Annotated in this window: 23 protein-coding genes; 18 read left to right on the top strand and 5 right to left on the bottom strand. The window is 67.5% G+C overall.

Annotation, left to right across the window (positions count from 1 at the left end):
• Nucleotides 1-103: 103 nt before the first annotated feature.
• Together ABD729_RS07440 and ABD729_RS07435 are read left to right on the top strand one after the other, a co-directional pair.
• Nucleotides 104-1,552, top strand: coding sequence for a DUF2171 domain-containing protein (locus ABD729_RS07440; protein WP_344709525.1), 1,449 nt, complete (start codon nt 104-106; stop codon nt 1,550-1,552).
• An 83-nt stretch (nt 1,553-1,635) separates the two neighbouring features.
• The gene (locus tag ABD729_RS07435) at nt 1,636-2,628 is read left to right on the top strand and encodes an NADP-dependent oxidoreductase (RefSeq protein WP_344709524.1); all 993 of its coding nucleotides are present in this window, start codon (nt 1,636-1,638) and stop codon (nt 2,626-2,628) included.
• Nucleotides 2,629-2,751: 123 nt separating this feature from the next.
• Here the strand turns inward: ABD729_RS07435 and ypfJ are convergent, their stop codons facing one another.
• A complete protein-coding gene (gene ypfJ / locus ABD729_RS07430) occupies nt 2,752-3,651 on the bottom strand; it encodes a KPN_02809 family neutral zinc metallopeptidase (RefSeq protein WP_344709523.1) in 900 nt (299 codons plus the stop codon).
• 169 nt (nt 3,652-3,820) lie between these two features.
• Between ypfJ and ABD729_RS07425 the strand changes: the two genes are divergently transcribed.
• The 6 genes from ABD729_RS07425 to ABD729_RS07400 all read left to right on the top strand — a co-directional run bounded on the left by ABD729_RS07425 (nt 3,821) and on the right by ABD729_RS07400 (nt 10,800).
• Nucleotides 3,821-4,606 carry a 3-hydroxybutyrate dehydrogenase gene (locus ABD729_RS07425; protein ID WP_344709522.1) on the top strand — a complete coding sequence of 262 codons (786 nt, stop codon included), beginning with the start codon at nt 3,821-3,823 and terminating at the stop codon, nt 4,604-4,606.
• A gap of 79 nt (nt 4,607-4,685) precedes the next feature.
• The gene (locus ABD729_RS07420; RefSeq protein WP_344709521.1) at nt 4,686-5,306 is read left to right on the top strand and encodes a DUF4893 domain-containing protein; all 621 of its coding nucleotides are present in this window, start codon (nt 4,686-4,688) and stop codon (nt 5,304-5,306) included.
• A gap of 18 nt (nt 5,307-5,324) precedes the next feature.
• Entirely contained in the window at nt 5,325-6,617 is a 1,293-nt protein-coding gene (locus tag ABD729_RS07415) for an amidohydrolase (RefSeq protein WP_344709520.1), read from the top strand.
• Between the two features lie 114 nt (nt 6,618-6,731).
• Nucleotides 6,732-8,810, top strand: coding sequence for an XrtA/PEP-CTERM system histidine kinase PrsK (gene prsK, locus ABD729_RS07410; RefSeq protein WP_344709519.1), 2,079 nt, complete (start codon nt 6,732-6,734; stop codon nt 8,808-8,810).
• A complete protein-coding gene (prsR, locus tag ABD729_RS07405; RefSeq protein ID WP_344709518.1) occupies nt 8,807-10,177 on the top strand; it encodes a PEP-CTERM-box response regulator transcription factor in 1,371 nt (456 codons plus the stop codon). The genes prsK and prsR overlap by 4 nt, the downstream gene beginning before the upstream one ends.
• Before the next feature lie 176 nt (nt 10,178-10,353).
• Nucleotides 10,354-10,800 carry an EF-hand domain-containing protein gene (locus tag ABD729_RS07400; RefSeq protein ID WP_344709517.1) on the top strand — a complete coding sequence of 149 codons (447 nt, stop codon included), beginning with the start codon at nt 10,354-10,356 and terminating at the stop codon, nt 10,798-10,800.
• Between the two features lie 59 nt (nt 10,801-10,859).
• Here the strand turns inward: ABD729_RS07400 and ABD729_RS07395 are convergent, their stop codons facing one another.
• Both ABD729_RS07395 and ABD729_RS07390 read right to left on the bottom strand, forming a co-directional pair.
• Nucleotides 10,860-12,344: a hypothetical protein gene (locus ABD729_RS07395; protein ID WP_344709516.1), complete on the bottom strand. Its 1,485-nt coding sequence runs from the start codon at nt 12,342-12,344 to the stop codon at nt 10,860-10,862.
• Nucleotides 12,341-14,125 carry an ABC-F family ATP-binding cassette domain-containing protein gene (locus ABD729_RS07390; protein WP_344709514.1) on the bottom strand — a complete coding sequence of 595 codons (1,785 nt, stop codon included), beginning with the start codon at nt 14,123-14,125 and terminating at the stop codon, nt 12,341-12,343. Before ABD729_RS07390 ends, ABD729_RS07395 begins: the two co-directional genes overlap by 4 nt.
• Before the next feature lie 178 nt (nt 14,126-14,303).
• On the opposite strand from ABD729_RS07390, the gene ABD729_RS07385 reads away from it, so the two are divergent.
• From ABD729_RS07385 to ABD729_RS07375, 3 genes are all read left to right on the top strand, one after another.
• The gene (locus ABD729_RS07385) at nt 14,304-14,591 is read left to right on the top strand and encodes a hypothetical protein (protein WP_344709513.1); all 288 of its coding nucleotides are present in this window, start codon (nt 14,304-14,306) and stop codon (nt 14,589-14,591) included.
• 80 nt (nt 14,592-14,671) lie between these two features.
• Nucleotides 14,672-15,334, top strand: coding sequence for a response regulator transcription factor (locus ABD729_RS07380; protein ID WP_344709512.1), 663 nt, complete (start codon nt 14,672-14,674; stop codon nt 15,332-15,334).
• Nucleotides 15,335-15,506: 172 nt separating this feature from the next.
• The gene (locus ABD729_RS07375; protein WP_344709653.1) at nt 15,507-16,844 is read left to right on the top strand and encodes a sensor histidine kinase; all 1,338 of its coding nucleotides are present in this window, start codon (nt 15,507-15,509) and stop codon (nt 16,842-16,844) included.
• Here the strand turns inward: ABD729_RS07375 and ABD729_RS07370 are convergent, their stop codons facing one another.
• Nucleotides 16,845-18,806 carry an ATP-binding protein gene (locus ABD729_RS07370; RefSeq protein ID WP_344709511.1) on the bottom strand — a complete coding sequence of 654 codons (1,962 nt, stop codon included), beginning with the start codon at nt 18,804-18,806 and terminating at the stop codon, nt 16,845-16,847.
• A 149-nt stretch (nt 18,807-18,955) separates the two neighbouring features.
• Here ABD729_RS07370 and ABD729_RS07365 point away from each other — a divergent pair, with 149 nt between their 5' ends.
• A complete protein-coding gene (locus ABD729_RS07365; protein WP_344709510.1) occupies nt 18,956-19,963 on the top strand; it encodes a polyprenyl synthetase family protein in 1,008 nt (335 codons plus the stop codon).
• Between the two features lie 132 nt (nt 19,964-20,095).
• Nucleotides 20,096-21,211, top strand: a complete 1,116-nt coding sequence (locus ABD729_RS07360) for an NAD(P)-dependent alcohol dehydrogenase (protein ID WP_344709509.1) — start codon at nt 20,096-20,098, stop codon at nt 21,209-21,211.
• Nucleotides 21,212-21,266: 55 nt separating this feature from the next.
• On the opposite strand, the gene ABD729_RS07355 is transcribed toward ABD729_RS07360, so the two are convergent.
• Entirely contained in the window at nt 21,267-21,530 is a 264-nt protein-coding gene (locus ABD729_RS07355; protein WP_344709508.1) for a hypothetical protein, read from the bottom strand.
• Nucleotides 21,531-21,844: 314 nt separating this feature from the next.
• Between ABD729_RS07355 and ABD729_RS07350 the strand changes: the two genes are divergently transcribed.
• The 5 genes from ABD729_RS07350 to ABD729_RS07330 all read left to right on the top strand — a co-directional run bounded on the left by ABD729_RS07350 (nt 21,845) and on the right by ABD729_RS07330 (nt 25,551).
• The gene (locus ABD729_RS07350; RefSeq protein ID WP_344709506.1) at nt 21,845-22,075 is read left to right on the top strand and encodes a hypothetical protein; all 231 of its coding nucleotides are present in this window, start codon (nt 21,845-21,847) and stop codon (nt 22,073-22,075) included.
• A gap of 74 nt (nt 22,076-22,149) precedes the next feature.
• Nucleotides 22,150-22,317 carry a hypothetical protein gene (locus ABD729_RS07345; RefSeq protein WP_344709505.1) on the top strand — a complete coding sequence of 56 codons (168 nt, stop codon included), beginning with the start codon at nt 22,150-22,152 and terminating at the stop codon, nt 22,315-22,317.
• 78 nt (nt 22,318-22,395) lie between these two features.
• Complete coding sequence (locus ABD729_RS07340; RefSeq protein WP_344709504.1) at nt 22,396-22,707, top strand: hypothetical protein; 312 nt, start codon at nt 22,396-22,398, stop codon at nt 22,705-22,707.
• Nucleotides 22,708-22,784: 77 nt separating this feature from the next.
• Complete coding sequence (hrpB, locus tag ABD729_RS07335) at nt 22,785-25,235, top strand: ATP-dependent helicase HrpB (RefSeq protein ID WP_344709652.1); 2,451 nt, start codon at nt 22,785-22,787, stop codon at nt 25,233-25,235.
• Nucleotides 25,236-25,269: 34 nt separating this feature from the next.
• Complete coding sequence (locus ABD729_RS07330) at nt 25,270-25,551, top strand: NADH dehydrogenase ubiquinone Fe-S protein 4 (protein ID WP_344709503.1); 282 nt, start codon at nt 25,270-25,272, stop codon at nt 25,549-25,551.
• The last annotated feature ends 34 nt before the right edge of the window (nt 25,552-25,585 follow it).

The following is a 25,585-nucleotide window of genomic DNA, read 5'->3' as shown; positions in this document are numbered from 1 at the left end:
CGGCCTCGACCTGCCTTTGGCCGTAGGAACGGCAAGCCGTGCCTGTCGTTTCATCTCTGCACCCGCGCCCCCCTTTCGCGGTTGCCCCCAAGGAGGACAGTAGATGGCTTACGACCGGTATGACGACCGCGACAACCGCGGTTATCGTGACGACCGCCAGCGCGGCACGCGCAGCGGCGGCAATGACGACCGCGGATTTTTCGACCGCGCCATCGACAGCGTTTCCAATTTCTTCAACGACGACGATAGCGGCAGCCGCGAGGACGAGAGCCGCACGCGCTACGGCCAGACCCAGCAGTCCGGCCGCTCGAGCTACGAACCGCGCGCCTATGACCAGGACGAAGGCCGCCAGCGCGGTGGCCGCGAAGACGACCGCTTCGGACGCTCGGACCGCGGCGCGCTTTTCGGCGGCGGCCAGTCGAGCAGCCTCGGTCGCGGCCGCGACGAAGGCGACTATCGCAATCAATATGGCCGTGGCGGCGGTGAGAGTGGCGGCTTCGGGCGCGGCGATTACGGCAGCCAGAACAACGACAGCTTCGGCCGTCAGGATCGCGACACCTCGAGCCTCGGCCAGAACCGCACTTATCCGTCCAGCTATAACCAGACAGGTAGCGGCTCCTACCGCGATACCCAGGGCCAGTCGCTTGGCGGTGGCCAGAACCGCTATGACCAAGACCGCTCGCAGCGCGGTTTCCAGAGCCAGGGCAGTGACCGTTATCGCCCGATGACCGGCGATTATGGCCGCGGCTCGCTCGGCCAGGGTGGCCGCTCGGGTTCAGGCATGGGAGGCCAGGACTTCGGGCAGCAGCAATTTGGCAGCCAGGATCGCTTCCAGGACCAGGACAGCGACCAGCATCGCTCGGCCTCCTATTACGGCCAGACCGACCGCGGTCAGTCGGCGTTCGGCCAGTCGGGCCAGTCCGCATTCGGCGGGTCGGGCATGCGCTCGCCCCACGACGAGCATTATTCGTCCTGGCGCCAGCGCCAGATCGAGGATCTCGATCGCGATTACGACGAATATTGCCGCGAGCATCAGAGCCGCTTCGAGAATGAATTCTCGGGCTTCCGCCAGCAGCGTCAGACCAAGCGCCAGCTGCTGCAGAGCATCCGCGAGCATGCCGAAGTGGTGGACGAAACCGGCCAGCACATCGGCACTGTCGACAAGGTCCGCGGCGAAAAGGTCATTCTGACCAAGAATGATCCCGAAGCGCATGGCGTGCATCGCAGCTTCACCTGTTCGCTGCTCGACCGCGTCGAGGACGGCAAGGTCTACCTGACGGGCACCAAGGACTCGATCCGCTCGCGTCTCACCGAAGAGCGTGACGAAGGCAAGCAGGACGGTGGCATGCTCGGCGGGCTGTTCGGCGGATCGACCGACGATACCGATCGTCGTTCGCCGCAGGCGACCACCAACCAGCCGACCGGCCTGTCGGGCCAGACCGGCACCGGGACCAGTACGGGCGAGGGTCCCCACATCCTCGACCAGAGCTTCTCGGGCACTTACGAGGACGGCGACAGCTCGACTACGGGCAGCCGCACTACCAAGAAGTAAGCCGCCCCAAGCGGCTTGACGAGGAGGCCCGGGCACCCCAGCGGTGTCCGGGCCTTTTTCGTTTCACCGAAGGACCCGATCCCATGCCCCAAGCCTGGCACCTCAAGAGCCGCCCCAACGGGCTCCCCACCAGCGACAATTTCGAGTTCAAGGACATCCAGCTCCCCGAACTCGGCGAGGGCATGGTCCACGTCCGCAATCACTGGCTGTCGGTCGATCCCTACATGCGCGGCCGGATGAACGACGTGAAAAGCTACGTCCCTCCGTTCCAGGTCGGCGAACCGCTCGAAGGCGGCGCGGTCGGCGAGGTGGTCGAAAGCCGCTCGCCCGACTTCCAGCCCGGCGACAAGGTCCTCCACATGGCGGGCTGGCGCGATGAAGCCGTCGTCCCGGCCCAGGCGCTGAACAAGCTGCCCACCATCCCCGGCGTCGAGCCGCAGGCCTTTCTCGGTAACCTCGGCCTGACGGGCGGGACCGCTTACTGGGGCCTGCTCGATGCGGCCAAGGCCAAGGCCGGCGACATCGTGTTCGTTTCGGCCGCGGCCGGCGCGGTCGGTTCGGCGGTGGTGCAGATCGCCAAGGCCAAGGGCATGACGGTGATCGGCTCGGCCGGCGGGGCCGACAAGGTCGCCTTCGTGAAGTCTCTCGGCGCCGATGAATGCATCGACTACAAGGCTGGCGTTCCGCTGGTGAAGGCGCTGTCCGAAGTCGCGCCCAAGGGCATCGATGTCTATTTCGACAATGTCGGCGGCGAGCATCTCGATGCTGCGCTGGCGCTGGCCCGCAAGGACGCGCGCTTCGCCATTTGCGGCATGATCGACGGCTACAACAGCGGCGCCCCGACCCAGCTGCGCTACATCATGCGGGTCATCGCCATGCGCATCATGCTCAAGGGCTTCATCTACACCGACTACCTCCCACGCAACGGCGAATTCTACGCCGAGATGGGTCCGTGGGTAGCAAGCGGCGCGGTCAAGGGCCGCGACACGATCATGGAAGGGCTCGAAAAGACGCCCGACGCCTTCCTCGGCCTGTTCGAAGGCGCCAACACCGGCAAGATGCTCGTCAAGCTGTAGGGATCACGCGCAAGGGCCGTGCTGCATTCACCATGCAGCACGGCCCTTGTCGCTGTCAGGCCGAACGACCTGTCAATTGACGCCGTGGCGATGCCGAACCTGGCATCAACCTTGGCACCGACGTCAAACGCGATTGTAGTTGCAGCTGGCCGGATTGCCGGTGCTGTAGCCGCGTCGCAGCGCCTCGACCCGCTGGGCGCTGGTACCGTGGGTGAAGCTTTCCGGCCGCACCGCCTGCCCGGCGCCGCTTTGCAGCGTGTCGTCGCCGATCGCCTGCGCGGCGGTCAGGCCTTCCTCCAGATCGCCCTGCTCAAGCACCGCGGTCCCGTCCGACCGAACGGCATTCTTGGCCCACACACCGGCATAGCAATCGGCCTGGAGTTCGACGCCAACCTGGATCGCATTGCCCTGCGCGCCGCCAACCGAGGCCTGCGCCCGGCTCGCCTTGTCGAGCGTCCCTTCGAGGTCCTGGACATGGTGCCCGACCTCATGCGCGATCACATAAGCCTGGGCGAAATCGCCCGGCGCGCCGAAGCGCTTCGACAGCTCGTTGAAGAAGTCGGGGTCGATGTAGACCCTTTTGTCGTTGGGGCAGTAGAACGGACCCATCGCCGCCTGGCCCGCGCCGCACCCGGTCGAGGTGCCGCCGCGGTAGGCGACCAGGGTAGTCGGCTGATATTGCTGGCCGGCAGCGGAAAACAGCTTGCCCCACACCTGCTCGGTCGATCCCAGCACCTGGGTCAGGAATTGCTGCGTCTGCTGCGGAAGCCGCGAGGCTGCCTCCTTGTCGCCCTGCTGGACCGTGGGGCTCCCACCGCCGCCGCCAAGAATCCCGCCGCCGCCAAGCCCGCTCAGCGCGCAATAGCCAAGCGCGAGGATCAGCAGCCCGACGATTCCGAACCGGCTGAGCACGAACGGCACCAGCATGCCGAGCAGGCCGCCGCCGCCACCCAGGATCGACCCGCCGCCGCTCTGGCCGGTCCGGTCCTCGAAGTTCGAACTGCCTGGTCCATCCAGCCGCATGCATATCTCTCCCTTGCGGACCCATAATGATCGGTGAGGGCACGAAGTTGCAAGCGGCTGCACTTCATCGTTGCGGGCCGCGGGTGAAGCATCCCATAGGGCGACGCCAGATGGATTGCATCGTCGCGGCGCTCCTCGCAAAGACGATGCTTAAGGAGTGAGAAGCAAGATGATCCTCAAGGACAAGGTCGCGCTGGTGACCGGCTCGACCAGCGGTATCGGCCTCGCCATCGCGCGCGCACTCGCTGCTGAGGGCGCGCGCGTCATGCTGCACGGCTTTGGCGACCGCGAAGCCAATCTCGCGCTCAAGGACGAACTTGCCGCCCTGTCACAAGATTGCGCCGGCTTTTCGGACGCCGACCTGTCGAGCGCCGACGCCATCGATGGGCTGGTCGCACAATGCACAGACGAGCTCGGAAGCCCGTCGATCCTCGTCAACAATGCCGGCGTCCAGCATGTTTCGCCGGTGGAAAGCTTCCCGCCCGACAAGTGGGACTGGATCATGGCGGTGAACCTTTCCGCCGTCTTCCACACCACGCGCCTCTGCCTCCCCTCCATGCGCCAGCGCGGGTTCGGGCGGATCATCAACACCGCCAGCGCCCACAGCCTTGTCGCGTCGCCCAACAAGAGCGCCTATGTCGCAGCCAAGCATGGCGTCGCCGGCTTCACCAAGTCGGTGGCGCTGGAAGCCGCACGGGATGGCATCACCGTCAACTGCATCTCGCCCGGCTATGTCTGGACCACGCTGGTCGAGGACCAGATCCCCGACACGATGAAGGCGCGCAACATGACCCGCGAGCAGGTCATGAACGACGTGCTCCTCGCCGCCCAGCCGACCAAGCGCTTCGTCGAGCCGATCGAGGTTGCCGCGCTCGCCCTTTTCCTCTGCCGGCCGGAAGCGGGCAGCATGACTGGCGCCAATCTCAGCGTCGACGGCGGCTGGACCGCGCAGTGACGGCCATCCGTCATTGCGCGCCAGAGGCGGAGCAATCCGGTTCCCGCTCGCCAATTGCTCCGCTACGTTCGCGATGACGATGAAACAGCTCCTTCTGCTCCTCGCCCTCCTGCCCCTTGCGGCCTGCACGCCCAACGAGCGTCCGACCGCTGGCCCGGTCGCCAATGCCGCCTCATGGCAGACCGTCGCGACGCCGAACGACCGCGAGCGGCTGCGCAACTGGCGCACCGCCTTCGTGCAGGGTCTCAACCAGGCCAGGGCATCGGGAAACACCGTCGCCATCACCCGCGAAGGCTTCCTCCTCGAACCCGATGCGGCGGTCGGCGGGACCATTCCCAACGGCGACTATCGCTGCCGCGTGATCAAGCTCGGCGCCCGCGCCGAAGGCCTGCTGCCTTTCGTCTCCTACCCTGCCTTCAACTGCCGCATCGCCCAGTCGGGCAAGCTGCAGGCCTTCACCAAGCTCAGCGGCTCGCAGCGGCAGGTCGGCTACATCTTCCCGCACGACCAGTTGCGTGAGGTGTTCCTCGGCACCCTGGTGATCGGCGACGAACGCCGCGCCGTTCCCTACGGTGCCGACGACGACCGCGACCTGGCCGGCTTCGTCGAGCGGGTAGGGCCACGCAAATGGCGCCTTATTCTTCCCTATCCGCGCTTCGAAAGCCTGATCGACGTGGTGGAGCTTGTGCCCTCCTCCTAGCGCGCTAGGCTTGCGGTCATGCTGACCCTCCTCGCCGCCACGGCCCTCGCCGCCCAGGCCCCTGCCCCGGCTCCGTCTCCCGCCGAGCTCACGCCGCTCATGGCCCTCTACCGCGAGCTTCATGCCGCGCCCGAACTCGCCATGAGCGAGACGAAGACCGCCGCCCGCCTCGCACCCGAACTGCGCAAGCTTGGCTATGAGGTGACGGAAAAGGTCGGCGGCACCGGCATCGTTGCCGTGATGCGCAATGGCCCGGGCCGGACGGTCCTCGTCCGCGCCGACATGGATGGCCTTCCGCTCGAGGAAAAGACCGGGCTACCCTTCGCGTCGAAGGTCCGCACCAAGGCGCGCTCGGGCGTCGATACCGGCGTCATGCACGCCTGCGCCCACGACACCCACATGACCGCGCTGATCGGCACCGCCCGCCGCCTCGCCGGTGACAAGGCGAAGTGGAAGGGCACGCTCGTCCTGATCCTCCAGCCGGGCGAGGAAACGAGCGAAGGCGCCGCGGCGATGCTTGCCGACGGCCTGTTCACTCGCTTTCCCAAGCCCGACACGATGCTTGCCTTCCACAACAGCGCCTCGCTTCCGGCCGGGACCATCGGCCTGACGCCCGGACCGGCGCTGGCGAATGTCGACAGCGTCGACATCACCGTTCGCGGGGTCGGCAGCCACGGCGCGGCGCCGCAGAACGGGCGTGACCCGATCGTCGTCGCTTCGCGCATCGTCACCACATTGCAGACCCTCGTCAGCCGCGAACGCAATCCGTTCGATCCTGCCGTCGTCACCGTCGGCAGCTTCCACGCCGGCGCCACGCACAACATCATTCCGGACGAGGCCAAGCTGCAGATCACCGTCCGCAGCTACACGCCCGAAGTCAGGCAAAGCATCCTCGACGGGATCCGCCGTATCGCCCGCGGGGAGGCGATCGCCGCCGGGGTGCCCGACGACCGCATGCCGGTAGTCACCGTGCGCGATCCCTACACCCCCGCCACGGTCAACAGCGACGATCTGACGGCGGAGAGCCGTACGCTGTTCACCAATGTCTTCGGCGCCGACCGCGTGCGGATGGTCCCGGCCGCGATGGTGGGCGAGGACTTCAGCCGCTTCCTCATCGCCAATCCGCAGGGCCGCAGCCTTTTGTTCTGGGTCGGCGGCGTTCCCCAGGCGCGGTGGGACGAAGCGGGCGGCGTGACGACCAAGATGCCCGGTCTTCACTCGCCCTTGTGGGCACCCGATGCTGAAAAGGTGATCGGCACTGCCATGGTCGCGATGGAAGCGGCCGTGATCGAGGGGTTCAAGCCGCGCTGACCTCGACCCGGCCGAGGCACTTAAGCCCCGGCTGTTTCCGACCGCCGCCGGGCTGATGCGTTTACTCGCGCTGCTGTTCACGCTTCCTTTGTAAATATCTCCGACAGTGCGGGCGTGGACAGCCTGCTCGCCTTCTGGAGTCATGCACTGGGCGCCGTGGCGATGGCCACCGTCCTGCTGTGGCAGCTGCGCGGCTGGGCCGTGGGGCCCGCCCAGAAATTGCTGCTCGGCGGCCTGCTGACCACCGCCGCCTCGGCCTGGCTTGGCGGCGTCATGGCCGGCAGCATGCTCGCCGATCATTCGGAAACCGCGCGCAACCTCGTCTGGGTCGCCATGCTCTACGCCTTGTCGAGCACGGGCGAAGACGGCGCCCGCCAGCGCGGCGTCGGCCTCGTCTATGGGGCGGTCGCGCTGGTCCTCGGCGCACAGGCGCTGGTCGACAGCCTCGCCCCCTTCGCCCGCCCCGGCGACCGCCAAGCGCTCGAGGCGACCGGCACGATTCTGCGCACCATCACCGCCGCCGGCGCGCTCGTTCTGGTGCACAATCTCTACGGCCAGGCAGCGGCCGCCAGTCGTGGACCGATGCGCCTGCCGATGCTGGGCCTCGCGCTGCTTTGGGCGTTCGACCTCAACCTCTATACCTTGCAGGCGCTCGGGCTCGGGCTCGGCACCACGCTTGGCGATCTCAAGGGCGTGGTCGTCGTCCTCGCTGCGCCCTGCTTTGCCCTGACCCGCGCCGACAGCGCCGCCTGGCGCCCGCGATTGTCCCGCGCCGCCACCTTCCAGTCCCTCTCGCTGCTCGCCATCTGCTCCTATTTCGCAGTCATGGCGCTGCTCGCCGCGGCGCTTCGGGTCGGCACCTTCGACTGGCTTCGCGGGCTCGCCACCCTCGGCCTTGCCGGCATGACCGTGGCGCTTGCGGTTCTCCTCCCCAGCCGCCGCGCGCGCAGCTGGGCGCGGGTCAAGATCGCCAAGCATTTCTTCGAACATCGCTACGACTATCGCGCTGAATGGCTGCGCTTCGCCGCGACCCTCGGCGTCGACGGGACGAACGATCCCCTCTCGGGCCGGATCGTCCGCGCCTTTGCCGACATTCTCGAGGCACCCGCCGGCCTCCTGTTTGTGCCTGACGAGGGCCGCTTCGTGGTCAACGGCTCGTGGCAATGGGCCGATCGCCTGCCCGCCGGCGCGGTCGCGGGCGAAGGACTCGACGCGCTATGGCCTGCGATCGGCGACGGCCACATTCTCGAATTCGACGGGCATCGCCACGGCTGGGCCTCGTCCGAACAGCGCAAGGTCGCCCTTCCGGCCTGGTTGCTCGACGATCCTGCGCTCTGGGTCGGTGTCCCCCTGGTCCACGGTGACCGCGCGGTCGGCCTGGTCTTGCTCGCCGCCCCCGAACTTCGCCGCGCGCTCGACTGGGAGGATTTCGACCTCCTCCGCACCGCCGGGCGCCAGGCTGCGGCAAGTCTTGCCGAAGCGGCCGGACAGCAGCGCCTAAGCGACGCGCGCCGGTTCGACGAATTCAATCGCCGATTCGCCTTCATCCTTCACGACGTGAAGAACCTCGTCAGTCAGCTCACCCTTATCGCCCGCAACGCCGAGCGCCACGCCGACAATCCCGAATGGCGCGCCGACATGGTCGCGACGCTCAAATCTTCCGTCGGCAAGATGAACGACTTGCTCGCCCGCCTCGCCCCCGCAGCGACGCCGCAGGGGCGCGCGCCGCTCGGTCCGGTCGAGCTTCGTCCGCTGCTTGCCGGCTGTATCGCCGCGCCCCGCGCCCATCATGACGTCCGTTTGCTCGGCGATGGCGGGATCGACGTCCTCGCCGATTCCCATTCGCTCGAACAGGCCATCCGCCACCTCCTGGCGAACGCGGTCGATGCGAGCCCGGCCGGTGAGCCCGTGTCGGTGCGCGTGTCGCATACCGACTGCGACGCGCGGATCGAGGTCAGCGATCAGGGCGTCGGGATGGACGCCGAATTCATCGCCACCCGCCTGTTCACCCCGTTCGCCTCGACCAAGCAGGACGGGTTCGGGATCGGCGCCTTCGAAGCGCGCACCCTCGTCCAGGCGATGGGCGGCCGCCTGACCGTCGAAAGCCGGCCCGGCGCCGGCACCCGCTTCACCATCACGCTTCCCCTCAGTCCGGCCCCGCCGGCCGAAATGCCCGAAAGACTGATCGCATGACCGACCCCGTCTCCCTCCCCGTCCTGCTCGTTGTCGAGGACGACGAAGGTTTGCAGCGCCAGCTCCGCTGGGCCTACGAAGGCTACAAGGTCGTCAGCGCCTTGAATCGCGCCGAAGCGCTTGAGCTGCTCCGCCTGCACGAGCCTGCTGTCGTCACTCTCGACCTCGGCCTCCCGCCCGACCCCGATGGCACCACCGAAGGCTTCGCGGCCCTGACCGAGATCCTGCGCCTGAAGCCCGACACCAAGGTCATCGTCGCGTCGGGTCACGGCGCCCGTGAAAGCGCGCTCCACGCCATCGCGCTCGGCGCCTATGACTTCTACGCCAAGCCGGTCGATATCGATCAGCTCGGCCTGATCGTCGCTCGCGCCTTCCACCTCCATGCCCTCGAGGCCGAGAACCATCGCCTCGAAGCGCAAGCATCCGACGGCGGCACCGTGCTCGGCACGCTCATCACCGCCGCGCCTTCGATGCTGAAGGTCGCCCGCACGATCGAGCGCGTCGCGCCTGCCGACGTCTCGGTCATGTTGCTGGGCGCCAGCGGCACCGGCAAGGAACTGCTCGCCCGCGCCGTCCACGAAAAGAGCCGCCGCGCATCGGGTCCGTTCGTCGCCATCAATTGCGCCGCCATTCCTGAAAACCTGCTCGAGGCCGAACTGTTCGGCTTCGAACGCGGCGCCTTCACCGGCGCGGTCAAGACCACCCCTGGCAAGATCGAAATGGCCTCGGGCGGCACCCTTTTCCTCGACGAGATCGGCGACGTACCGCTGCCCTTGCAGGTCAAGCTGCTGCGCTTCCTCCAGGAACGCACCATCGAACGGATCGGCGGGCGCCAGACCATCCCGGTCGACCTGCGCATCGTCTGCGCCACCCACCAGGACCTCGACACGATGCAGGCTGACGGCCGCTTCCGCGAGGATCTCTACTACCGCCTCGCCGAAATGGTGGTCGCCATCCCCTCGCTCGCCGAGCGTCCGGGTGACGCTGTCCTCCTCGCCCGCCACTTCACCCGCCGCTTCGCGCGGGAACTGAACGTGCCGGTCACCGGCCTTGCCCCCGACGCCGTCGACGCGGTCGACAGCTACGGCTGGCCGGGCAACGTGCGAGAGCTTGAGAACCGCATCAAGCGCGCGGTCATCATGGCCGAAGGCAAGCTGGTCGGCGCACTCGACCTCGACCTGCCGGGCCTGTCGGAAGAAGCGTTCGACGCCATCAACCTGCGCGCCGCGCGCGAAAAGGCCGACCGCCGCGCCATCCACCAGGCCTTGGTCCGGACCGAGCATAATATCTCCGGTGCCGCCAAGCTTCTCGGGATCAGCCGGCCGACCCTTTACGACCTGCTGAAGCAATACCAGCTCCATTCCTGAGAGCGCGCAACGGTTCGTCGTTACCATTAATCGGCGGTTTTTCGGCCCTTAACGGCGGGTTGCGGGTCCTTGCGGTTGGGCCGAGACACCGCAACTTCCCTGCCTCGTTCTTCTCCCTGACCCCTGCCGCCCATCGCGCGGCGGGGGAAAAGTGCATCGCACGATGGAGAATTTACATGATCAAGACGTCGCTTTTCGGTCTACTCGTCGCCGGCAGCACCCTTGCTGCCGCGCAGACGGTGACCCCGACGCCCGCCACCACGCCGGTCACCACGCCGAGCGGTACGCAGCCCGCGACCCCGGCAACGCCCGCCGATCCGGCAACCGGCACCGCCGCGACACCGGCCACCCCGGCCACACCGGCGACGACCGATAGCCTGGCTCCGACCGAAGGCGGCACAAGCGTCGATTCGGTCGTCTCGGCCGAATGGTCGACCTACGACGCCAACAACAACCAGTCGCTCAGCCGGACCGAATTCGACAAGTGGGTGACTGCGCTCCAGTCCGCCTCCGGCGGCAAGGCCCCGACCAAGGGCTACCTGACCTCCGCCTTCAAGAAGGCCGACAAGGACAATAGCGGCGGCGTCAGCCAGCCCGAGCTTGTCGCCTTCCTCGGCTCCTAAGCACTGAATTCAGGCGGTAGAGGGCCGTGCCGCAAGGCCAGTCCTCCACCGCCTTTGCGTCAAAGACCCGGCAGCGGGCGCGTCACTGCCGTCAAGTCGCTCACGACACACGTGCCGCCCCTCCCCCCTGCCGGAACGAACCGCCGCAAGTAATCGGTCGCCTGTGTCTCCCGATACCCGGCCAGCGCGTCGCGGAACCGCGGCTCCGCCAGGAACCAGTTGAGCAGGTCGCCGCCCGGCACTTCTTCCTTGTAGCGCGTATCGATCACCACCAGCGCAGGGCGGTGACAGGCGATTTCGGCCGCTTGCTCGCGCCGCACCGCCGTGCCGAGCGCAGCCATGGTCGGATCGCCCGATCGTGCAAGCTCGGCCTGCCAGGGGGACAGCACCATCCACAGCCCCATCGTGCGCGCCCGGTAGCGAAGGTCGCGCTCGTACATCGCCGGCCACGCCAGCGCCTGGCTCGCCGAGATCATCGCCACTCCCTCGCCAGGCTTCAGCCCGCTCACCGCGGCCACGAACACCCGGTCGTGCCGCGCCCCGCCGGCCTTGAACGGCACCATCAGCGCGACCGCGATGCCGAGCAGCGCGATCAGTCTGCCGTCGCGGCTCTGCCGGTCCAGCAGGATCGCGACCATCGTCACCAGCGCCAGGCCAAGCGCCGGGATCGCCTGGTAATGGAAATCCTTGCCCTGCAGGATGAAGACCAGCCCGAACGCTAGGGTCCCCGCCGCCGCGGCCCCCGCCAGTGGCGACAGTTTTCCGCGCCGCAGCAACGCCGCGACCAGGGCGAAAACGGCGACCACCAGCGCGGGTTGGATGAACAGCGTCCACAGCGGGGGATTGTAGCCATGATAGCTCGCCCGCAGAAGCGGTAGCATGGTGCCGAGATAGGTCGGCGCGAACAGCAGCACCGCGGCGGCATAGGCCAGCGCCCCCGCTGCCAGTGCCAGATGCTCCGGGCGGATATCGAAGCGCCGCCGCCGCCACAGCAGCCAGCCTTCCAGCACCGCGGGAAACAGCAGGAAATGATGTTTCAGCGCCAGCCCCGGCGCCGCCAACAGCCCGGCCGTGAACGCAATCCCGCGTCCGACCGGCTCGCCCTCCGCCCGCCGCGCCGTCAGCGCCAGATAAGGCAGCACGCTCATCAGCAGGAACTGCTCGCGCTGCAGATGTGCATAAGGGGACGTCAAGAACAGGGTCGCGGCAAGGCCCAGCACAATAGCCCAGCGCTGCGCCCGATCCTCCACCAGCCGCAACGCCACCGTCAGCGCCGCTGCCCCATAGGCCGCGAAGGCCACCGCCAGCCAGTGGATGCCCGACAATCCGGGCAATCGCTCGATCCCCGCGCCGATCCAGAACCACAGCGGCGGATTGACCTCCAGGATGTCGCCGTAAAGCGTCGCGCCGGCATTGATTTGCCGCCCGATCCACAGCTGCCACGCCGGATCGTTGATCAGCGGTCCCGACCAAAACAGTATCAGCCAGGCGATCAGCGCCGCCAGCCCGGTCAGCAGCGGCGCGTCGAGCCGGCTTCCCTTCACGCGAGCCCCTCGGCCATTTCCGCTACCTCGAGCCAGCGCATCTCGGCCGCGTCCTTTTCCGCGCGCTTCTTCTCGATCGCCGCCATCAGCGCCGCGAACCGCTTGGGATCGCGGGTATAAAGGTCAGGATCGGCCAGCGCCGCCTCATCGGAAGCGATCCCCGCTTCCAGCTTCTCAATTTCGCCGGGAAGCCGGTCGAGATCACGCTGGTCCTTGAAGCTGAGCTTGCGGGCAGGCGCGGAAGGCTTGGGAGCCGTCTCTTCCACCCTCTTCTTCGGAGCCGCGGCCGCAGTCTTCGCGACCGCCCGGCGCTTGGCCCAATCCTCATAGCCGCCTGCGACCACATCGACCCGGCCGGACCCGTCCAGCCCCAGCGTAACCGTCACCGTGCGGTCGAGGAAGTCGCGGTCGTGGCTGACGATCAGCACTGTCCCCTCATAATCCGCGATGACTTCCTGAAGAAGGTCGAGCGTCTCGAGGTCGAGGTCGTTGGTCGGCTCGTCCAGCACGAGGAGGTTCGATGCCCGCGCGAACTCCCGCGCCAGCAGCAACCGCGACCGCTCTCCGCCGCTCAGGCTGGCTACCGGCGCCTCGGTCAGTTCGGGGCTGAACAGGAATTCCTTCAGATAGCCCTTGATGTGTTTCTTGACCCCGCGGACCTCCAGCCAGTCGCCCCCGTCCGCCAGCACGTCGCGCACCTTCTTCTCGGGTGCCATCAGCTTGCGCTGCTGGTCGATGACGATCCCATTCAGCGTCCTGGCCTGCGTAACCCGCCCCTCGTCGGGCTGGATCTCGCCCGTCAGCAGCTTCAGCAGCGTCGTCTTTCCCGCACCGTTCGCGCCGACGATGCCGATCCGGTCGCCGCGCTGGATGCGCAAGGTAAAGTCCTTGATGACCGTCCGCTCGCCGAAGCGCTTCAGCACCTTCTCCGCGTCGATCACGGTCTTGGTCTTGGCATCGTCCTTGGCGAGGCCGAGTTTCGATACGCCCGGCCCGCCGATCATCGCCGCCCGCGCTTCCCGCATTTCGTCGAGCTTTGCCAGCCGCCCCTGGTTGCGCCGTCGCCGTGCCGTCACGCCGCGCTGGAGCCAGTGGAGCTCGATCGCGAGCTTGGCGTCCAGCTTCTCGGCCGCGCGTTCCTCCTCGGCATAGACCCGTTCGGTCCACGCATCGAAGCCGCCGAACCCGACCTCCGCCCGCCTGATCTGCCCGCGGTCGAGCCACAGGCAGCTTTTCGTCAGCCGCGTCAGGAAAGTCCGGTCGTGGCTGATCACGATGAACGCGCCTTGGAAGCGGTTCAGCCAGCTTTCCAGCCAGTCGATCGCGGCAAGGTCCAGGTGATTGGTCGGCTCGTCGAGGAACAGGAGGTCCGGCTCCTGCGCCAGCGCCCGGACGATCGCCGCGCGCCGCCGTTCACCCCCGCTCGCCGTCGCGGTCGGCCGCGCGAGGTCAATCCCGAGCTGGTCGGCGATCGCTGCCGCCTCGTGCGGCAGCGGCGCATCGGCCCCGCCCAGCACCCAGTTCTCCAGCGTCGCATGGCCGGTCATCGGCGGATCCTGCTCGAGCAGCACGATCCGCTTGCCGGGCACGACCATCCTCTTGCCCTCGTCGGTATCGACCACGCCCGCGAGGCATTTGAGCAGGGTCGTCTTGCCCGCTCCGTTGCGGCCGATCAGCGCCAGCCGGTCGCGTGGGCCGACATGAACGTCGAGATGCCGGAACAGCCAGCCCTCGCCTTGGACGAGGCCGAGATCTTCGAACGAAAGGATGGGTGGCGCCATGACCGGGCTCTAGCGAACCCGCCACTTCCCGTCATCCCGGGCCGGGCCCGGCACGCCGCTTCTTCTCTTCAGCGCTGAATGCTGGACCCGGCATCAGGTCCGGGTGACGGGATCGGCTGCGAAAGGCCATTCACAACCCATTCAAACCCTTGTGCTACAACGCACCCCGGACACAGACATGCGTATCATTCTTCCTCTCCTCGCGGCCGTTGCCGCCTTCAGCACCCCCGCGGTGGCCGAGCGTCCGCGCGACCAGGATCGCGCGTTCGAAGCAACCCGCGACGGTCGCTCCATGCCGCTGCCGATGATCGAGCGCCGGGTCATGCCCTTCATGGGCGGGGCCGACTATCTCGGTCCTGAATTTGACGGGCGCACCTACCGCCTCAAGTTCATGCGCGGCGGCCGGGTGATCTGGGTCGATGTGGACGCCGCGACCGGCCGGGTGGTGAGGCGCAGCGGCGAGTAATCGCGCCGGGGGCTTCATTTCGCCAAAGCAACCGTTCATCTTCGCGCGTGTTAAGAGCCCTCAAAGGGAGAACCACGTTCATGCGCGTCCTGATTGTCGAAGACGAACCCTCGCTCGGTCGCCAGCTTCGCTCCACGCTGGAAGGTGCCGGCTATGCGGTCGACCTCGCCACCGACGGCGAGGACGGTCACTATCTCGGCCAGACCGAAAGCTATGACGCGGTCGTGCTCGACCTCGGCCTGCCCGAAATCGACGGCCTGACTGTGCTCGATCGCTGGCGCAAGGAAGGCCGGCGGATGCCCGTCCTTGTCCTCACTGCCCGTGACAGCTGGTCCGACAAGGTCGCGGGCCTCGATGCCGGCGCCGACGACTATCTTGCCAAGCCCTTCCAGACGGAGGAGCTGATCGCCCGCCTCCGCGCCCTCATCCGCCGCGCGTCGGGCAATGCCTCGTCCGAACTGATCGCCGGCGACATCCGCCTCGACACTCGCTCGGGCAAGGTCACCAAGGACGGCGAGCCGGTGAAGCTCACTGCGCAGGAATACAAGCTGTTGAGCTACCTCATGCACCACAAGGGCAAGGTCGTCAGCCGCACCGAGCTGATCGAGCATATCTACGACCAGGACTTCGACCGCGATTCCAACACCATCGAAGTGTTCGTGACCCGCATCCGCAAGAAGCTCGGCGCCGACGTCATCACCACCATCCGCGGGCTCGGCTACAGCCTCGAGGAGCCTGCATGATCCCCCGCTCGTCATTGCGGGCCGGAGGCGAGGCAATCCATGGCTCAACCGCCTGGATCGCCTTGCTGCGCTCGCAATGACGGCTCAGGGCAGCGTCGTCCCGGCCAAGCCCGGGCTCTCGGCTGAAAAGGCGTCCTTGGCGAGACCCGGCACCGGCTCCCTCACCCGGCGCATGATCGTCGTCGCGGCGGTGTGGATTGCCATCCTGCTGTTCGCCGGCGGCTTCGCGCTCGACCGGGTGCTTACCAACAGCCTCGTCCGCAATTTCGACGACCAGCTGGAGCTCGTCCTCCGCTCGATGATTGGCGCGTCCGAGATCGGGCCCGTCGGGGAAGTGCGCTTTTCCCGTGCGCCCGCCGACCAGCGCTTCATCGAAACCTATAGCGGCTTCTATTTCCAGATCACCGATGTCCCGCGCAACAGCTGCCTCAGCGATACCGAACAGGACCTCTGCTACCGTTCGCGCTCGCTGTGGGACCGGCGGCTGAAGGTCGATGCCGTCCACGGCGACACCAGCACGCACAAATATGACAGCGACCAGTTCGCCGGAGAGCCGCTGCGCATCGTCGAACGCGACATCATCCTGCCGGGCTCGCCGCTCAAATGGCGTTTCCAGGTCGCGCAAAGCCGCGAGAATCTCGACGCCCAGCTGCGCGAATTGCGCACGACCCTGATCTGGAGCTTCGCCGTCCTCGGCCTTGGCCTCGTGATCCTCGCCGCGCTGCAGACCGTCTATGGCCTCTGGCCCCTGCGACGGGTTCGCTCCGAAGTCGTCGCCATCCGCTCGGGCGCCAAGACCCGCGTGTCCGACGATTTCCCCGACGAGCTCCAGCCGCTGACCGAGGAAATCAATCAGCTCCTCGCCCACAACGAAGAGCAGGCCGAGGAAGCCCGCCGCCACGCCGGCAACCTGGCGCACGCGCTCAAGACCCCGCTCACCGTTATCACTAACGCCGCCACCGCGCGCTCGCCCGACCTAGCCGACACCGTCTGCCGCGAAGCGACCACGATGCGCCGCCAGGTCGACCACCACCTTGCCCGCGCCCGCGCGATCGGTCGCCGCGCCTCTGCCCAGGCTCGTGCACCCGTGTGGGAAAGCCTCCAGGCCGTGCAACGCGCCGTCACCCGGATGCACGAAGGCGCGACCGTGGACATTGCCGGCGACAAGAAGGTGGAGGTCCGGGTCGAACGCCAGGACCTCGACGAAATGCTCGGCAACCTGGTCGAGAATGCCGCCAAATATGGCTCGGGCCGGGTCTTCGTCACGGTCGAGAAATCGGCGCCGTTCGTGGACATCATCGTCGAGGACGACGGCCCCGGCATTCCCGAGGCACAGCGCGCCGAACTGTTCACACGCGGCAAGCGCCTCGACACCACCGGCAAGCCCGGCACCGGGCTCGGCCTCGCGATCGTTCGCGACGTCGCGGAAATCTACGGCGGCAGGATCGGCCTGGAGGAAAGCGAGGACCTCGGCGGTCTCCTCGCCCGTCTCAGCCTGCCGCTCGGCTGATCACCGCTGAACTGCCCGTTCGACTGCCACCAGCAGTTCGGCGGCGGTGAAGGGCTTGGCCACCAATGCCGCATCCGGGCAGCGCTGTGCCAGTTCCTCGCTGTCGGCAAAGCCGCTGACCACCAGGAACGCCTGGCGCGGCTTCTTCTCGCGCGCCGCCGCGATCAGTTCGGTGCCGCTCATCTCGGGCATCAGATAGTCGGTCACCACCAGATCGAACTGTTCGCTGCCGATCGACGCCAGCGCGCTTCGCCCGTTCGATGCCGAACTCACCTTGTGACCGGCCTCGCTCAGCATCTGCGCGATCGTCGCTCGCACTTCATCCTCGTCGTCGACCACCAGCAACCGGAGCGAGTGCGCGGATGCCGCGGCGGGAAGCGCGGCGTCGGCCCGCGCCGACCTCGTCTCTTCCTCGCTGCACTCGGGAAGCAGCAGCGATACGGTGGTGCCCTCCCCGGGCGCCGACTCGATCTCCACCGTCCCGCCCGACTGCTCCACCACGCCGAACACCTGCGCGAGGCCAAGTCCGGTGCCGCGCCCCGTGGGCTTGGTGGTGAAAAAGGGTTCAAGCGCGCGGCGGCGGGTCTGCTCGTCCATCCCGGTGCCGCCATCCACCATCGCGAACCTGACCCGCTCGTTCCCTTCACCAGCCTTCTCGCGGGTCACGCGCAGCAGGATCTCGCCGCCGTCCGGCAGTGCGTCACGCGCGTTGATGGCAAGGTTGAGGAGCGCCAGCTCCAGCTGTGTCAAATCACTTCGGACACATTGCGCATCGGAGTCCGCTTCGACCCGGAACCGGTGCCGGGTGCTGACCGTCCGCTCGACCAGTTGCGTCACTCCGCTCAGCAGCGCCGGCACGTCGATTGGCCCGACTGTCAGCCGCTGCCGGCGCGAGAAAGCGAGCAATTGCTGGGTCAGCTTGGCCGCCCGCTGCGCCGAGGTCAGCGCACCCGCCGCAAGCCTCTTGCCGCGGTCGTCAAGCGCGTCACGCCGGGTCAGCTGGTCGAGCACGCCGATCACCGGCGTCAGCAAATTGTTGAAGTCATGCGCAAGACCGCCGGTCAGCTGCCCGAGCGCCTCCATCTTCTGCGTCTGCTGCATCCGCTCAGCCAGCTGCCGCGCTTCGCGCATCTGGCGGATGGCGAAGGCGATCAGAAGTGCGGCCAGCAGAAGTGACAGCATCGCCGCCATGATCAGCGAGCCAAGGAACCGGCGCGATGGATTGTCGATATAGTCCGACCCCAGCGCCACGTGCGCCGTCCATCCGGTCCGCTCTGACCGTGCGAACGCGGAATAATTCTCGAATCCCTCAAGCGTCCTGCCCCGATAGATACCGCCGTCCTTCCCGGACATGACAGCGCGCTGCAGATATACCGAAGAGAGGCTTCCGAACCGCTCCGCCGTGCCCACGTTCCGGGCAATGAAGCGTGCGCGCGGACCCGCCAGCGCCACGACCGGATATTCGCTCGTCGGCGGTAGCAAGCGAACGAAAGGCTCGCTGTCGGTTAGCAAAATGACTTTCAGCCGCTGTCCATTATTGGCCTGCCCGGCCCGCTCGAACATCAGGCACAGGCAATTGCCCGTGCGCACATAGCCGGCAAAGACAGGTCGGCTGGTTGGCTCGCCATCAACCACGACCGTCGCCTGGACGATCGGCAATCCGATCGTCGCGACGACAGAGTCGCTTCCATCGCTGATCGTCAGCCCGCGAAGGTCGGGATTGAGCGCCTGGAACTCGCCAAACCGTCTCGCCAGCGCTTCCCAGTTGCGGCTCCGAAGACCCTGCGAGGTCGCCAGCGCGTCGAGCAGGGTGCCGTAGCGGACTGCTTCCGCGTCGGCGGCAAGGATCAGCTTGTCGGCACGAGTAAGCGCGCGATTCTCCAGCTCGCGCCGCTGCTCACGGGCGGCGAACCCCACCTGGAGGATGGCGAACAGCAGCACGGGCACCAGCGATGCCGCCACGATCAGCCATGTCGATCTTCCCCCCGCCCTGATCGTTCCGCCCCCGTACCCTACTCGAGCTCCAAAGGCTCACGAGGCAGATGGTTCCAACTGGGCGTTCCGGTCAAGCTTGCTCTCGCGGCCATCCGCTCCTACCGCCGCGACTGACGATGACTGCCTCGATCCACCCGCTCAATCCGGCCCCCAGCCTCGATCCGCTGATCGCCCTCACCGCCGCCGACATGAATGCGGTCAACCGGGTGATCCTTGCGCGGATGCAGAGCGAAGTGCCCCTCATCCCGGAGCTTGCGGGCCACCTCATCGCCGGCGGCGGCAAGCGGATGCGCCCGATGCTGACCTGCGCGGCAGCGGCGCTGTGCCAATATCCCGGCGCCCGCCACCACCAGCTCGCTGCCTCGGTCGAATTTATCCACACTGCCACCCTCCTCCACGACGACGTTGTCGACGTCAGCGAGACCCGGCGCGGCAAGCGGACCGCCAACCTCATCTGGGGTAATCCCGCCAGCGTGCTGGTCGGCGATTTCCTTTTCTCTCGCGCGTTCGAACTGATGGTCGAGGATGGCAGCCTCAAGGTCCTGAAGATCCTCAGCCGCGCTTCCGCCGTCATCGCCGAAGGCGAAGTCGCGCAGTTGACCGCACAGCGGCAGATTTCGACGTCGGAAGACACGTATCTGTCGATTATCGAGGCCAAGACCGCGGCCCTGTTCGCCGCTGCCTGCCATATCGCGCCCGTCGTGGCCGAAGCGGGCGAGGAAGCCGAAGAAGCGCTGAACAGCTTCGGGCGCAACCTCGGCATCGCCTTCCAGCTGGTCGATGACGCGATCGACTATACCTCGACCAGCGCCACCAGCGGCAAGGATCTCGGCGACGATTTCCGCGAGGGCAAGATGACCCTGCCGATCATCCTCGCCTACGCCCGCGGCTCGGCCGACGACCGCGCCTTCTGGAAGGAAGCGGTGGGCGGCACCCGGACCTCCGACGACGACCTTGCCCACGCCATTCGCCTGTTCCATGCCACCGGCGCCATCGCCGACACGCTGGAACGCGCCCGCACCTACGCCCGCCGCGCGCTCGACAATCTTGCTCCTTTTCCCGCCGGCAAGGCCAAGGCCGCGCTCACCCAGGCGGTCGAATTCGCGGTCGCGCGCGCCTACTAATCCTCTCGGCGGCGCATGGCCTGCCCGGGCTCGGGCTGCTGCTGGCCGCGCTCTAGGTCATAAAGGCCAGCCCCGGAACCAAGCCGCGCGTTAACCACTCTGCTTACTTCCCCCGACGAGAAGTGAGCTCCCATGGTCGACACGATTGGTTACGCCGCAAAGCATAGTTTCAGCCGCCTCAAGCCGTTCCGCTTCGAACGCGAGGAGCCTAAGCCCAACGAGGTGCTGATCGACGTCCTCTACTGCGGCGTCTGCCACTCCGACATCCATCAGGTGAAGAACGAGTGGTCGAACACCGTCTATCCGTGCGTTCCCGGCCATGAAGTCGTCGGGCGCGTCAGCAAGGCGGCGACGAACGGCAAGTATAAGGTCGGCGACATCGTCGGCGTCGGCTGCATGGTCGACAGCTGCCAATCGTGCGCGCCTTGCAAGGAAGGCGACGAGAATTATTGCGAAGGCCCCAACGGCTTCCTCGCCACCTACAACGGCCCGTTCATCCCCGCCCAAATGGCCTCGACCGGGGAGAATATGTATGGCCGCGACAACACGTACGGCGGCTATTCCTCGAACATCGTCTGCCGCGAGGAATTCGTGATCGGCATTCCCGATGCCCTGAAGCCCGAAGAGGCCGCGCCGATCCTCTGCGCCGGCGTCACCACTTTCTCCCCAATGAAGCACTGGGGCGTAAAGGCCGGCGACAAGGTCGGCGTGATCGGGCTGGGCGGTCTTGGCCACATGGCGGTCAAGCTGGCGAAGGCGCTCGGAGCCGAAGTCACCGTCTTCACCACCAGCGAGGACAAGAAGGCCGACGCCGAAAAGCTCGGCGCCACCCACGTCAACATCGAGAAGGACGTCGCCAAGAAGGCTGAGAAGCTGGCTGCCATGCCGGGCACCTTCGACTTCATCATCTCCACCGTGCCCGAAAAGCACGACATCAACCCTTTCATCGCGCTTCTGAAGCGCGACAGGACTTTGGTGATCGTCGGCGCCCTAGAGCCGATGGCGGGCGTCGACAACAGCCAGGTCGCCTTCCACCGCCGCTCGGTCGCGGGCTCGCTGATCGGCTCGATCGCCGAGACGCAGGAAGTGATCGACTTCTGCGCGGAGCATGGAATCGCGCCCGAGATCGAGGTTATTCCGATCCAGGACATCAACAAGGCGATGAAGAAGGTCGAGAACCGAGACGCCCGCTTCCGCTACGTCATCGACATGGCCAGCCTCGGCAGCGAAGAGGCGGACGCCGAATAATCGGATTTCGGGGGAAGCGCCGCACGTTTCGCGGCGCTTCCCCGCCAGGCCCTTCTCAGCCCTGGCGCGATCGCATCAGCCTGCGCCGGTTTGCCGCCACGATCGGGCGGTAATGACTGAGGCTGATGCTGGCGATCTGCTCCGGGCTCGCGTTCCAGCCGGCTGCCCAGATTTTCCAGGTGATCGCGTTCAACGCTGTCACCTTCTCACTCCACATGCGCCAGGCTTCCGCGGAGGTCTGTGGCCCTCCCAGCGCCGCCTGCGTCATCCTGAGACCGATGACCGTGGAGGCGTCTGCGGCGAGCGCGGCTGCGTCCATGCCGAGGTCGGTTTTCGTTTTTCTCGCCAATGCAACTTTCCTTTTCACCAGCACAACGCGCCAGAGGTCATTGTGACGCAGAGGCGATGGGTTGAGGGGCGCCTGATCCCGTCACGGCGGCGGACCGGCGAAACTGGCGCTTCGTGAACTTGCGGTTCATCCGCCGGCGGCCATATGTCCCTGACGCGATGGACACTCCCGCTCCTTCACGCTCTACCAGGGCCCGCGGTGCAGCACTGCTGCTAGCGCTCCTCTATGGCTTGTACGGCGGGATCTTCTTCAGCCCTCTGCCGGCCCAGGCGCGGTCGCAGGCCGTGGCCCTTACCCTCGATGGTCACCCCGGTGTCGCCATCGCGGCCAAAAGCGGCAAGTCCTTTCTCAAGGCCCAACGCCCCTCGCCCGGTCCGTTGCTCCTCCCGACCGCGGCAGCGCCGGTTCGCCTCAGCCTTTCCCGCCCGGTCGGTCGCACCAGTTTCTCCATCGCCGCGCCGCACGCCGGCACCGTCCTTCCTGCCTACCATGCGCGAGCGCCGCCGACCGTCTGATCGATCCCCTATCGACCATACGGACATACGCCGCGGCCGGCCCAAGCCCCGCGGCAGGCAAGGAGTGAATTGCCATGAGCACGTACGCCATCAGGCTGAACGCGCTGCGTTACGACATCGAACGCGCGCTCGACGGTGAATTGCGCAAATCGCGCCCCGACCCAATGCGCATCTTCCGTCTGCGCAAGGTTCGCGCGACCTTGAAGGAGCGCTTCAACCGGCTGTTCCGACGCCGGCGCTAGCCGCTCTTACGATCTAACAACTGACACGCGCGGGCGGGGCACGACCCCTGCCCGCGCCCTTTTTTGCGAGACCACATCATGACCACCGCAAGTCGCGCCCGAGTGGCGAACGACCCCCTTTCGCTTGCCCGTCTCGAGGACCTGCTTATCCGCTATCCCGCGGTCAGCGCCGACGAGAAATTGGAGATTGGCACGCTTCTCCATCGAACCGGGCCGCTCGACATGGGCCTGCTTTCCGCCAACGCAGCGGCCTGGCCGCAGGCCGAACGCTATCGTCGCGATCATCCCGCCCGCTTCCGGATGGGCTGGCGGCAACGCCTTTTCTGGTCGCTTACCGGGGTGCTCGTCATCGCCGCGCTGATCCTCGCCTGGGATATCGGCATAGGCTGAGCGGGCGGTGGGGAGAGCGGAGCCTTCGCGCTCCCCACGTCGGCCGGCGCATCTTGAACAAGATCCCACCGCCCCGCATGGAGCGGGCGGTGAGCGCGCTTCCCATTCACGACGTCCTGCCCGACCTTCTCGCGGCCTTCCGCGAGGGTCCGCGCGCCCTCCTCGTCGCGCCGCCCGGTGCCGGCAAGACCACCGCCGTTCCGCCTGCGCTCCTCGATCAGCCGTGGTGCACGGGCCAGGTCCTGCTGCTCGTCCCCCGCCGGCTCGCCGCCCGGGCCGCGGCCGAATTCATCGCCCGGCAGGGTGGCGAGCAGCCCGGCGACACGGTCGGCTACCAGACCCGGCTCGATAGCCGCGTGGGCAAGGGCACGCGCCTCATCGCCATGACCCACGGCGTTTTTCTCTCCCGCCTGCAGGCCGATCCCGAACTCGCCGGCGTTTCAGCGGTTCTGTTCGACGAAGTCCACGAACGCAGCCTCGACAGCGATCTCGCCCTCGCCCTCACCCTCGACGCAGCGGCGGCGCTCCGCCCCGACCTCCGCCTCCTCGCGATGAGCGCCACCCTCGACGGCGAACGCTTCGCGGCCCTTCTCGGCGACCCACCGCTGATCCGTTCCGAAGGGCGCTCGCATCCGCTCACCCTCGTTCACCTCGGACGCGACGCCGCCGCGCGGATCGAGCCGCAGGTGGCGGCTGCCTGCCGCCGCGCCCTCGCCGAGACCGATGCCTCGGTCCTCGCCTTCCTCCCCGGCGTCGCCGAGATCGAGCGCACGGCCGACGCGCTCGGCGCCCTGTCCCCGGACATCGTCCTCCACCGCCTCCACGGCGCCATCGACCCCTCGGCCCAGCGCGCTGCCCTCGCTGCTCCGGCTCCCGGCACCCGCAAGCTGGTGCTCTCGACGGCGATCGCCGAAACCAGCGTCACCCTCGATCACGTCGCCGCGGTGGTCGACAGCGGCCTTGCCCGCCGTCCCCGCTACGATCGCGGCGCCGGCCTCACCCGCCTCGTTACCGAACGCGCCAGCCGCGCCGCTGTCACCCAGCGCGCGGGCCGCGCCGCCCGCCAGCGCCCCGGCACTGCCTACCGCCTGTGGGAAGAAGCCGCCTTCAACGCGCTTCCCGCCCACGATCCGCCCGAAATCCTCGAAGCCGACCTTTCCAGCCTCCTTCTCATCTGCCTAGGCTGGGGCGAAGCCGATCCTTCGCGGCTTCCCTTCCTCGATCCGCCCCCCGCCGCAGCCCTCTCCGAAGCCCGCCGGCGTCTCACCGCGCTCGGCGCCATTACCGAGGATGGCCGCCTCACCGACCACGGCCGGGCCATCGCCCGCCTTCCGCTGGAACCCCGGCTAGCGCATATGATGATCGACGCGTCGGCCCGCGGGTTCGGCCAATCCGCCGCGGATGCCGCCGTCCTCCTCACCGAACGCGGCCTTGGCGGTAACGACCCTGACCTCGAACTGCGCCTGCGCCGCTGGCGAAGCGATCGCGGCAGGCGCGCCGACGCTGCCCGCGGCCTTGCCAAGCGCTGGCTGCGATTGGCCGGCGCGTCGGACGGTGGCGGCGACCACCTCGCTGAAGCGCTCGCGCTCGCCTTCCCCGACCGCCTCGCGCGCCGCCGCGATCCTTCGGGCGAGCATTGGCAGTCGGTCGGCGGTCGCGGCTTTCGGCTCGACCCCAGCTCCTCCCTGGCTTCCTCGCAATGGCTCGCCATCGCCGAAGTCGCCGGGACCGCCGCGGGTGCGCGCATCCTTTCCGCCGCCGCGATCAGCGAGGAACAGGTCCTCGCGCTCTTTGCGGGACGGATAGAGACGCGCCACGACGGCGCCTTCGATCCGGCCACCGGCAGTGTCCTCCCGACCCGCAGCCGGCGACTTGGCGCCATCCGCCTCGCTTCCGGCCCGGATCCGAGCCCCGACCCGCTGGCCATCGCCGCCGCCCTTTTCGAAGGCGTCGCCGAGCACGGCCTCCACCTTCTCCCCTGGAGCGAGGATGCGATGGCCCTCCGCCACCGGGCCGCCTTTGCCGCCGCCTTCGATCCCACGCTGCCGGATCTGTCCGACGAGGCCCTTACCGCATCGCTCGATGAATGGCTGGCCCCACTGGTCACGGGCCGGCGCCGCTTGTCCGACATCTCGCCCGGCGCCCTGACCCAGGCCCTTCAGAACCTGCTCGGCTGGGACGGCCAGCAGCGCGTGGACCGGCAGGCGCCGAGCCACTTTCGCTCTGCCGCCGGGTCGGCCCACCCGATCGACTATTCGGCTCCAGGCGGGCCGACGGTCGAGGTCCGAGCCCAGGCGCTATTCGGTATGGCCGCCCACCCTTCGGTCGCTGGCGGCAAGGTCCCGCTTACCCTCGCCATCACCTCGCCGGCGGGCCGGCCGATCCAGACCAGCCGCGACCTTCCCTCCTTCTGGGCCGGCAGCTGGCGCGAGGTCGCCAAGGAAATGCGCGGCCGCTACCCCCGGCACCCCTGGCCGGACGATCCAGCTTCCGCGCCCCCGACCCTCCGCGCCAAACCGCGCTCTTGATTTCGCAGGCTCCTTCCGCCACGTGCGCAGCCCCATGCCTACCGCTCGCATCATCGAACAGGATCGCAAGACCACCCAGTCCGGCCGGGCCAAGGCCGGCAAGTGGACCCTGGAGTTCGAAAACGAGCGCGCCCAGCGCCACGACCCGCTGACGGGCTGGGTCGGCAATGCCACCACCGCGACACAGGTGCGCCTGGCGTTCGCCACCCGGGAGCAGGCGATCGCCTACGCCGACAAGCATGGGTTTGAGTATCGCATCGTCTCCGCGCCGCCGGTAAAGCTCAAGCTGCAGGCCTACGCCGACAACTTCCGCTAAGCGGCTTGTTCGCGCAGCCGTAACGAGTTAGGCT

The sequence above is a fragment of the Sphingomonas humi genome (assembly GCF_039536725.1).
Classification (GTDB): domain Bacteria; phylum Pseudomonadota; class Alphaproteobacteria; order Sphingomonadales; family Sphingomonadaceae; genus Sphingomicrobium; species Sphingomicrobium humi.
The sequence above is the reverse complement of the archived record's forward strand: the minus strand, read 5'-3'. Positions and strand labels throughout refer to the sequence as shown.

Bases quoted from the DNA above. Each gene is read 5' to 3' on its own strand.
- ABD729_RS07440 (WP_344709525.1), top strand. From the start codon at position 104: ATGGCTTACGACCGGTATGACGACCGCGACAACCGCGGTTATCGTGAC.
- ABD729_RS07375 (WP_344709653.1), top strand. From the start codon at position 15,507: ATGATCGTCGTCGCGGCGGTGTGGATTGCCATCCTGCTGTTCGCCGGC.
- ABD729_RS07330 (WP_344709503.1), top strand. From the start codon at position 25,270: ATGCCTACCGCTCGCATCATCGAACAGGATCGCAAGACCACCCAGTCC.
- ABD729_RS07415 (WP_344709520.1), top strand. From the start codon at position 5,325: ATGCTGACCCTCCTCGCCGCCACGGCCCTCGCCGCCCAGGCCCCTGCC.
- ABD729_RS07390 (WP_344709514.1), bottom strand. From the start codon at position 14,125: ATGGCGCCACCCATCCTTTCGTTCGAAGATCTCGGCCTCGTCCAAGGC.
- ABD729_RS07365 (WP_344709510.1), top strand. From the start codon at position 18,956: ATGACTGCCTCGATCCACCCGCTCAATCCGGCCCCCAGCCTCGATCCG.
- ABD729_RS07385 (WP_344709513.1), top strand. From the start codon at position 14,304: ATGCGTATCATTCTTCCTCTCCTCGCGGCCGTTGCCGCCTTCAGCACC.
- ABD729_RS07345 (WP_344709505.1), top strand. From the start codon at position 22,150: ATGAGCACGTACGCCATCAGGCTGAACGCGCTGCGTTACGACATCGAA.
- ABD729_RS07355 (WP_344709508.1), bottom strand. From the start codon at position 21,530: ATGGACGCAGCCGCGCTCGCCGCAGACGCCTCCACGGTCATCGGTCTC.
- ABD729_RS07340 (WP_344709504.1), top strand. From the start codon at position 22,396: ATGACCACCGCAAGTCGCGCCCGAGTGGCGAACGACCCCCTTTCGCTT.
- prsR (WP_344709518.1), top strand. From the start codon at position 8,807: ATGACCGACCCCGTCTCCCTCCCCGTCCTGCTCGTTGTCGAGGACGAC.
- ABD729_RS07435 (WP_344709524.1), top strand. From the start codon at position 1,636: ATGCCCCAAGCCTGGCACCTCAAGAGCCGCCCCAACGGGCTCCCCACC.
- ABD729_RS07400 (WP_344709517.1), top strand. From the start codon at position 10,354: ATGATCAAGACGTCGCTTTTCGGTCTACTCGTCGCCGGCAGCACCCTT.
- ABD729_RS07420 (WP_344709521.1), top strand. From the start codon at position 4,686: ATGAAACAGCTCCTTCTGCTCCTCGCCCTCCTGCCCCTTGCGGCCTGC.
- hrpB (WP_344709652.1), top strand. From the start codon at position 22,785: ATGGAGCGGGCGGTGAGCGCGCTTCCCATTCACGACGTCCTGCCCGAC.
- ypfJ (WP_344709523.1), bottom strand. From the start codon at position 3,651: ATGCGGCTGGATGGACCAGGCAGTTCGAACTTCGAGGACCGGACCGGC.
- ABD729_RS07360 (WP_344709509.1), top strand. From the start codon at position 20,096: ATGGTCGACACGATTGGTTACGCCGCAAAGCATAGTTTCAGCCGCCTC.
- ABD729_RS07425 (WP_344709522.1), top strand. From the start codon at position 3,821: ATGATCCTCAAGGACAAGGTCGCGCTGGTGACCGGCTCGACCAGCGGT.
- ABD729_RS07380 (WP_344709512.1), top strand. From the start codon at position 14,672: ATGCGCGTCCTGATTGTCGAAGACGAACCCTCGCTCGGTCGCCAGCTT.